Annotated in this window: 7 protein-coding genes and 1 riboswitch; of the genes, 3 read left to right on the forward strand and 4 right to left on the reverse strand. The window is 63.8% G+C overall.

The annotated features are described in order from the left end of the window. The first annotated feature begins 11 nt into the window (after positions 1–11). Complete coding sequence (locus tag ACRCSW_RS16635) at positions 12–866, forward strand: sterol desaturase family protein (RefSeq protein ID WP_281470253.1); 855 nt, start codon at positions 12–14, stop codon at positions 864–866. Between the two features lie 56 nt (positions 867–922). Next, positions 923–1,109, forward strand: a riboswitch (cobalamin riboswitch). A gap of 43 nt (positions 1,110–1,152) precedes the next feature. Continuing rightward, positions 1,153–1,875: a 5,6-dimethylbenzimidazole synthase gene (bluB, locus tag ACRCSW_RS16640; protein ID WP_438706769.1), complete on the forward strand. Its 723-nt coding sequence runs from the start codon at positions 1,153–1,155 to the stop codon at positions 1,873–1,875. A 45-nt stretch (positions 1,876–1,920) separates the two neighbouring features. Here the strand turns inward: bluB and ACRCSW_RS16645 are convergent, their stop codons facing one another. Genes ACRCSW_RS16645 through ACRCSW_RS16660 form a run of 4 tightly spaced genes read right to left on the reverse strand, consistent with a single transcriptional unit; the run spans position 1,921 to position 4,814 of the window. Further along, positions 1,921–2,301, reverse strand: a complete 381-nt coding sequence (locus tag ACRCSW_RS16645) for a hypothetical protein (RefSeq protein WP_438706770.1) — start codon at positions 2,299–2,301, stop codon at positions 1,921–1,923. A gap of 15 nt (positions 2,302–2,316) precedes the next feature. After that, positions 2,317–3,009, reverse strand: coding sequence for an ABC transporter ATP-binding protein (locus ACRCSW_RS16650; protein WP_438706771.1), 693 nt, complete (start codon positions 3,007–3,009; stop codon positions 2,317–2,319). A gap of 3 nt (positions 3,010–3,012) precedes the next feature. Then, a complete protein-coding gene (locus tag ACRCSW_RS16655; RefSeq protein WP_438706772.1) occupies positions 3,013–4,146 on the reverse strand; it encodes an ABC transporter permease in 1,134 nt (377 codons plus the stop codon). Beyond that, positions 4,143–4,814, reverse strand: coding sequence for an efflux RND transporter periplasmic adaptor subunit (locus ACRCSW_RS16660; RefSeq protein WP_438706773.1), 672 nt, complete (start codon positions 4,812–4,814; stop codon positions 4,143–4,145). The genes ACRCSW_RS16655 and ACRCSW_RS16660 overlap by 4 nt, the downstream gene beginning before the upstream one ends. On the opposite strand from ACRCSW_RS16660, the gene ACRCSW_RS16665 reads away from it, so the two are divergent. Beyond that, positions 4,719–4,988 (forward strand): hypothetical protein (locus ACRCSW_RS16665; RefSeq protein ID WP_438706774.1); only part of this gene is annotated, 270 nt, incomplete at its 3' end. The genes ACRCSW_RS16660 and ACRCSW_RS16665 overlap by 96 nt on opposite strands.

A 4,988-nucleotide genomic window follows, 5' to 3' on the forward strand; every position in this document is an offset into this window, starting at 1 on the left:
GCCAGCGATCCATGTCCGAGACCATCCTTGCCACCGAGGCGACCATCCGGCTTGCCATCTTTCTGGGTGTTCTGGCGGCGATGGCGCTTTGGGAAGTGGCAGCCCCCCGGCGCAGACGGGAGATCCCGCGTGTGATCCGCTGGACGAACAACCTTGCTCTGGTGGTGGTGGATACGGTCATCCTGCGGCTGAGTTTTCCGATCCTCGCGGTCGGTCTGGCCGTCATGGCCGAGGATCGTGGCTGGGGCCTGCTCAACAACATCGATGTGCCAGTCTGGGTCGCAATCATCGTCTCGATGCTGCTGCTCGATCTGGCGATCTACCTTCAGCACGTGATGTTCCACGCCGTGCCCGGGCTCTGGCGGCTGCACCGGATGCACCACGCCGATCTCGATTTCGACGCAACCACGGGACTGCGTTTCCATCCCGTGGAAATCCTCATTTCAATGGGGATCAAGCTGGCAGTGGTCGCGGCGCTCGGCCCGCCCGCCGTCGCGGTGCTGCTCTTCGAGGTGGTCCTGAACGCCACCGCGCTGTTCAACCACGCCAATATCGACCTGCCACGCCCGGTGGACCGCGTGCTGCGCCTGTTCGTCGTGACGCCGGACATGCACCGCGTCCACCATTCCAAAGACCCGCGCGAGACCAACTCGAACTACGGCTTCAACTTGCCGTGGTGGGACCGGCTGCTCGGGACCTACATCGCTCAGCCCGCCAAGGGGCACGAAGGGATGGAAATCGGTATCGAACAGTTTCGTACACAGCGTGATTTGTGGCTCGACCAGATGCTGGCTCAACCCCTTCGTGGACCAGCGAGCGGCTACGCCCTCGATCCAAATTCCGGGCTGAAGGATCCCGCAGAATGATTTTACGTCTGTCTTCGTCGGGAGTGCCGCGCTGATTGCGCCAGATCGAACTTACGCCTACAGTGGCGGCGTCTGGTGCCCGCCGCTTTTCGTGGCGGGATAATCGGGAACGCAGTGAAATCCTGCGACGTGCCCAACGCTGTAAGGTGGATGGGGCTGCATTTGCCACTGGTCGAATGACCGGGAAGGCGCAGCACCCGCGCGAAGCCAAGTCAGAAGACCGGCCAGACGAAACAGGACGCGCCGAAGGCCGGCGGCGCGCCCGTTTCGACGAAGGGGGACCGTCATGTCCGTTTCTGCCTCTCCGGTCGCGGCCGGAGCCTTCAGCGAAAGCGAGCGCGCTGCCGTCTATCGCGCTATCTTCTCGCGCCGCGACGTGCGCTCGCAGTTTACGGACACACCCGTGGACAAAGATGTTCTGATGCGCATTTTGACGGCTGCCCATCATGCGCCTTCGGTTGGGTTCATGCAGCCGTGGAACTTCATCATTGTCCGGGATGCCGGTGTGAAAGGTCGGGTTCAGGCCGCCTTTGCCGATGCAAACGCTGAAGCCGAAGCGATGTTCGGACCTGACCGCCGTCCGCTCTATTCCAGCCTGAAGCTTGAAGGCATCCTGCAAGCGCCGGTCAGCATCTGTGTCACTTGCGATCGCGCGCGTGGCGGCCCTGTTGTGCTTGGTCGCACCCACGCGCCCGAGATGGACCTTTATTCGACCGTCTGTGCTGTTCAGAACCTCTGGCTGGCGGCTCGGTCGGAAGGGATTGGTGTGGGTTGGGTCAGCATCTTTCGGTCGGGCGCGTTAAGCGACATCCTTGGCCTGCCCGAAAGCGTTGTTCCCGTGGCCTGGCTTTGCCTCGGCTACGTCGAAGAGCTTTACGACCAGCCCGAATTGGCGGCTAAGGGTTGGGCAAGCCGCCTGCCGCTGGAGCAGTTGATCTATTGCGACGCTTGGGGTCAGTGCGAGGGGGCACGGGATGTCCCGTCAGACGTGACGCCGCCTGCTTGCTAGTATCGCGGCAGGCCGCATGGTGCCCTGTGAAAGGATTGCCTTCCGTCATGCGCGACTGGCATTTTCCCTTGCCGCCACGACGCTGATCACCACCCAGATCGCCAGGCGCAGCGCCATCGCACCCATCGTCCGCGCCTCGTATGCAGTCCCGCGCCAGACCTCCAAGAGAAACACCGCAAAGATCGCTCCGGTCGCAAGGGTGATGGCGATGGCAAGGCCGGGTGCCCAGCCAGTCCGAAACCAAAGCCCCAGACCCGCGATGATGTAGGCAAACCCTGCTAGGAAGTTGAACCACAGAACGAACGGGACGACGGCCCCCATGTCGGCGCCACCAAAAAGGGCGCGGCCTCCAGAAACGATGGTCAGGAGACCGAAGACGATTGCGACAACGGCGACGGCCGTCAGGGGCTTTCTGAGGGCGGGCATGGCCTTCTCCTTGGTTCAGCTGTCCACGAGACGACCATCGCGCAGGTGGATCAGGCGGTCGAAACGGTCGAAGATCTTTTCATCATGCGTCACGGCGATGATGCAGGCCTTCTGGTCGCTGGCGAGCTTTCGCAGAAGGTCCATCACAAGCTGCGCCCGACCACTGTCCAACGCAGCCGTGGGTTCATCGGCCAGGATGATCCGGGGGCGGTTCGCCAGCGCGCGGGCAATGGCGACGCGTTGCGCTTCGCCCCCGGAAAGCAGGGCCGGCTTCACCTTGGCCCGATGCCCGACTTCAAGGTAATCAAGCAGTTCGCTTGCCCGTTGGCGGCCTCTTTCGGCAGGCCAGCCCGCAAGGTCCAGCACGACCGAGACGTTCTCTTCAGCGGTCAGGAAGGGCAACAGGTTGTGCGCCTGAAAGATAAAGCCGATCTTGTCCAGGCGCAGCCGTCGCAGATCGCTGCGGAGCCATTTGCCGTCGAACACCGCGTCGCCATCCAGTTCGACCCGGCCCGCGGTCGGGGCAAGAATGCAGCCGATCACGTTCAGCAGCGTCGTCTTGCCCGAACCGGACGGGCCCAGCAGCGCGATGACTTCGCCGACATGCACCCGCAGATCCACGGACCGCAAGGCATCGACACGGGTTTCGCCTTCGCCATAATGCTTGGCGACGCCCCGCACATCGACCAGAATGTCGCCCGGCGCCATGGGTCAGCCCCCGAGCGCTGTGGCAGGGTCAACCTTCAGCGCCGCGCGGACGCCAAGACCCGAGGCAACAAGGCAGACCATCAGGATGATGCCGGTCAGCACCAGCGCGTTGAACGGCTCAAGCACTACGCGTCGGGGAAAGCTGTCCTTGACCAGAAGGATCAGGGCCAGCCCGATCGCAAGGCCAGAGATGCCAAGGATCAGCGCCTGTTGCACGATCAGGCCCACAATGGTTCGATCCGGGGCGCCGATCAGCTTCAGGGTAGCGATCTGCTTCAGCTTCTCCATGGTCATGGTGTAGATGATGAGTGCGATCACCACGGCGCTGACAGACAGCAGGATCCCCTGGAACAGACCGATCTGGCGCCGCGCCCGGTCCACCACCGAGGCAAGCAGAAGCTGCTCCTGTTCACTTTGGCTGAGGGCGGAGAGGTGTTTCCATTGCCGAACCGTCGCGGTCAAAAGCTCCACATCGGCACCGGGCTGCAGCCGGGCAACAACGGCGGCCACCGTCGGTGGGCGCAGGCCGCCATCGCCCCGGGCCGCCTGCACCCGGGCAGCGGCCGGGTCCATCGCCGTCTGCAACGTCAATGCATCAGCCAAAGTCACATAGACTGCCGGATCGCCGCCTGAGTTCATCGCATCCTCGACCAATCCCACGACGGTAAAGCGGTCGCGTCCCAGCCGGATGGTCTCTCCGGGCACCAGACCGGTCTTGCGGTCTGCCAGCAGTTCAAAGTGGCTTCTGCCCAGCCCCCGCCCTTCGGTAATGCGCTGCGGTCCGCCGGGACGACCGGGTTCAAAGCCGATGACATAGAGCCGCAAGGTCTCGCCGGCATGGCTGGCCTCGATCGTTTGGTAAGTGATGGCCCCGGCCTCGGCCACTCCGGGCATGCGGGCCACGGCGTCCCGGGTCGTGGCCGGGATGCTTGACGCTTCGGCAAAGGGGCCTTGTGTGCCAGCCTCGACCACCCAGACATCAGCGGCAGGGGCCTTCACGACGGCCAGGGCATCTGCGACAAGGCCGTTGTAGATGCCGATCATCGCCAGCACGACCGTCATCAGAAGCCCAAGTCCCAAACAGGTCAGGACAAAGCGGAAGAGGCCGTGGCGGATATCCTTGATGGCAAGGTTCATGGCGCAGCTCCGATGCGGGCAAGCCGACCTTCATCCACGCCTTGCAGCGGGACGGCCACGACCTGCGCAGCATCGGGCAACCCGCCCGTCACTTCCACCCGGCCCCGGTCGTCCCGCGCGCCGAATGTCAGGTCGGCGCGCGAAAGCCTACTGTCCTGGACGATCCAGACCGTGCCGCGATACCCGTCGAAGCCGATAATCGCCACTTCAGGCACCATCAGGGCCGTGGCGCGTGTGGCAGTCAGGATGCGCACCTCGGCTTGTTCGCCCAGAAACATTTGCTGCGGGCAATCCGAGCAGGTCAGCCAGACGCGGCGTTCCTCATTCACCCGGTCGCTTTCCACTCCGATGCGGGTGATCGTGCCCGTGAATTCGCTGGCAGGCTGAGACCGCAGACGGATGGTGCCGGGCTGGCCAAGGGCCAGCTGACCAGCGCGTTCTTCGTCAATGTAGGCCTGAATCCAAATCGTATCGGGGTCGATCAGAGTAAAGATCGGATCGCCTGACCGAACCACGGCCCCGGTTTCGGCCAGGCGTGTCACAACCAGCGCATCAAAGGGCGCGGTCAAGCGGTGACGGTCCAGCAGCGTCTGTTCAAGTTGCAGAGCAGCGACTGCATCCTGCCCTTGAGCGCGAATGACGGCGAGTTCCGCTTCGGCAACTTTCACGTCAGCACGAGCGACGTCTTCATCTCGCTGCGCCTCCTCCGCGCGCTGGATGGATGCGGCTTCCTGTCGGGTCAACTCGGCCTGCCGGCGGTTGGCCGCCTCGCGCTGCGCCAGGATTGCCGTGGCGCGGAGGACAGCCGCTTCGGCCTTGGCCTGATTGGCAGCGTTCGCCGC

The sequence above is a fragment of the Tabrizicola sp. genome (genome assembly GCF_051645465.1).
In the GTDB taxonomy this organism is placed as follows: Bacteria; Pseudomonadota; Alphaproteobacteria; order Rhodobacterales; family Rhodobacteraceae; genus Tabrizicola.

Bases quoted from the DNA above. Each gene is read 5' to 3' on its own strand.
- ACRCSW_RS16655 (WP_438706772.1), bottom strand. From the start codon at position 4,146: ATGAACCTTGCCATCAAGGATATCCGCCACGGCCTCTTCCGCTTTGTC.
- ACRCSW_RS16635 (WP_281470253.1), top strand. From the start codon at position 12: ATGTCCGAGACCATCCTTGCCACCGAGGCGACCATCCGGCTTGCCATC.
- bluB (WP_438706769.1), top strand. From the start codon at position 1,153: ATGTCCGTTTCTGCCTCTCCGGTCGCGGCCGGAGCCTTCAGCGAAAGC.
- ACRCSW_RS16650 (WP_438706771.1), bottom strand. From the start codon at position 3,009: ATGGCGCCGGGCGACATTCTGGTCGATGTGCGGGGCGTCGCCAAGCAT.
- ACRCSW_RS16645 (WP_438706770.1), bottom strand. From the start codon at position 2,301: ATGCCCGCCCTCAGAAAGCCCCTGACGGCCGTCGCCGTTGTCGCAATC.